Source organism: Lactobacillus kalixensis DSM 16043 (assembly GCF_001434335.1).
Taxonomy (GTDB): domain Bacteria; phylum Bacillota; class Bacilli; order Lactobacillales; family Lactobacillaceae; genus Lactobacillus; species Lactobacillus kalixensis.
This window is the reverse complement of record NZ_AZFM01000066.1, coordinates 1-2904: the sequence shown is the minus strand read 5'-3', so window position 1 is coordinate 2904 and position 2904 is coordinate 1. Positions and strand designations below refer to the sequence as shown.

The 2904-nt window shown below is 36.1% G+C and carries 2 protein-coding genes; both read left to right on the top strand.

All coding sequences use genetic code 11. From position 1 onward, the window contains the following. Positions 1-333 precede the first annotated feature (333 nt). A complete protein-coding gene (locus FC46_RS09645; RefSeq protein ID WP_057800194.1) occupies positions 334-1887 on the top strand; it encodes a ClC family H(+)/Cl(-) exchange transporter in 1554 nt (517 codons plus the stop codon). A 241-nt stretch (positions 1888-2128) separates the two neighbouring features. Beyond that, positions 2129-2839 (top strand): Rgg family transcriptional regulator, encoded by a 711-nt coding sequence (locus tag FC46_RS09640; protein WP_157046837.1) that lies wholly within the window; start codon positions 2129-2131, stop codon positions 2837-2839. The last annotated feature ends 65 nt before the right edge of the window (positions 2840-2904 follow it).

The following is a 2904-nucleotide window of genomic DNA, read 5'->3' as shown; positions in this document are numbered from 1 at the left end:
GAATGACAAAAGAAACCTATAAAGTTTTTGAAGAAAAAAGTGATCTATATACGCGTGGTGTATGTTAGAACTCAAAAATAAGCATAATGAAAACAAAAAAACGACCATGAGACCCTCCACGTCGTCGGCAAGTAACTAACTTGCCTATATTGCATACTTTGGTGCTATTCATCTTAGTTTTGCCACTTTCAAAAAGGGGGCTGAAAAAACTGATTAAGCTTCTTAACAAGCTGTTGAAGTAATATTCAACATTTCAGCAGATATAGTCGCCTCCGGGCGGCTATTTTTTGCGGTAAAATAGGAGGGTAACTTTACGTTTGAGGGAGTAAAAAAATGAAAAAGGATGATAAAGCAGAGTTGAAGCTGCTATTGCTTGCGATAGTAGTAGGGCTTATAACTGGTGCGGTTGTAGGAATCTTCAGATTTGGGATCCTACAAACTTCCACATTTTGGCTGCATTTGTTTAGTTTAGCTCATCAAAATCCATTGTGGTTTATTCCGATTATTGCAGGGTTTGCGGCAATTGGGGTGATTGCAGGATACTTTGTTAAACAATATCCACATGTTGGTGGATCAGGTATTCCAGAAGTTAAATTGCAATTATCTGGAAAACTGAAGTTAATGTGGTGGCCAATCTTATGGCGGAAATTGTTGAGCGGTATCTTGGTAATTGGGACCGGCTTATTCTTAGGACCAGAGGGGCCATCGCTTCAATTAGGCTCGTCAGTAGGACAAGGTGTTGGTGAAAAAACTAAGCAAACTAAAACAAACCAAAGAGTGTTGATTGCTACAGGTGCAGCTAGTGGGTTGTCTGCAGCGTTTGGGGCACCACTTTCTGGAGCAATGTTTGTTTTAGAAGAAGTGTTTCATAATTTTTCACCAAGAGTGTGGCTGAATGCCTTAGCAGGTGCGATTGCGTCGGATTTTTTAGTTTCAAACTTTTTTGGATTAGAAGTACCGTTGGGAATTACGTATAATCGTCCATTTCCGATCTATCTGTATTGGCATTTGTTAATCTTAGGGATCATCTTAGGTCTGTTGGGGCATGCCTATAAGAAAGGATTATTTGCGTTTAAGAAGGTTTATGCAAAAATTACGAAAATTCCGCGCTGGTTACACGGGTTAATTCCATTGGCGATTTTATTGCCAATTGCGTACTACCTTCCATTAATTACCGGTCCGGGGAATCGTCTTATCTTGTCATTAAAAGGGATGCTGACGCCTAATACAGCAGCACTTTGCGGAACGTTAATTGCCTACTATGTAATTCGCCTTGCCTTTTCAATTGTGTCTTATGATTCAGGTCTACCAAGTGGTATTTTTTTACCAATTCTAACAATGGGGGCATTAATTGGATCATCTTATGGTGCAGTGATGGTTTACCTTCATTTGTTACCAGCACAATTAGTCGTTAATTTAATTATCTTTGCAATGGCAGGATATTTTGCGGCTATTATTAGAGCACCATTTACAGCAATCTTGTTAATTACTGAAATGGTTGGATCTATTTTTCACTTAATGCCACTTGCCGTAGTTGCCTTTGTAGCATTATTAGTTGATCAAATGATGGGTGGACGTCCAATTTATGGTCAATTAGCTCAGGCAATGCAGATTAAACCAGATGAAGGCGCAATCGATGGGACTGAAGATCAGTTGACCTTGCCGGTTTATGAAAGCAGCCAATTGGTAGATAAGAAGATTTCTGAGATCAAGTGGCCTGAAAATACGCTGGTTAAGGTAATTCATCGAGATGGCCAGGATATTATTCCAACAGGTCGATCGACGATTAGAGAAGGAGATCAGCTAGTCTTAGCGGTGGATTCAAGTGAGCGTGGGCGCGTTTATGATGATATGAAGAAGCTGCAAGAAGTTGAGTTTGACGGATAGATAAAAAAGTATTGTAAAAAATTCTATTAGATCATGGCAAAGAAGCTGTGGTTTAATAGAATTTTTTGTTTTAAAATTTACTTTTAATAGATATAAAACACTAGTGGAGTAGACAAATGGAAATTGGCAGAGAATTAAAAGCTTTACGAAAAATCTAAATTTAACTCAGAGTGAAATGGCTGGGACAGTCTTGTCAACGTCTTACTATTCAAAGATAGAGCGCGGGTTAAATGATATCCAATTGCAAGATTTAGTTGATATATTGGGACAGCATAGAATTAGAGCTTCTAAATTTATCGCTAAGGTTGAAAATGATACGAAGAACTCCGATGAAATTTATAACGTTGAACTTTGGCGAGATGAATTTAAGGATGCATATTATCATCAAGATGTGGGTAAAATTATTGATCTAAAAAATAAATTTCAGCGCTACATGAATCATAGTCCGCAGGCTGAGAGTTTATATTTCATTTCCGTTTTCGCAATTGCGTTATTGCAAGGAAAAGTTGATGAAATCCCAAACTATATTAAGAATAAAGTGAAAAATATAGTATTTTCTGCAAATGATTGGGATGATTATAACTTAAAAGTATTTTCAATGACGATGATGATCTATGATCACAACGATATGGATTTATTAATTGATTCAATTCTCAAAAAATATCGTGATGTTGCACATCTTTCTAATCATATGCAGGATTTGTTATCCTCAATAACGATTAATTATTTAGCCAATTTATGTTTACAAAATAGAAAAGAGCAAGCAGGAAAAGTATACAAGTTTGTAGATGAATTGCCAGAAATTCCAAGAAATTTTTTCGCTAAGACAATAGTTAATTATTATAGATATTATCTTGAAAAGGATTATGAAAAAGCTGATGAGATAATCAAGTTTTTGAGTGAAAATGGAATGTCTCATTTGGTGAAAAATTTTATTATTCCAGATAAATGATTTATTATTAACGCAAATTGCAATAATAAGTTGGACACTTTATGCAGCTTGATAGATGTTATCTA

What these genes read in the sequence shown, in the direction of transcription:
- FC46_RS09645 (WP_057800194.1), top strand. Translation starts at nt 334, where the DNA reads ATGAAAAAGGATGATAAAGCAGAGTTGAAGCTGCTATTGCTTGCGATA.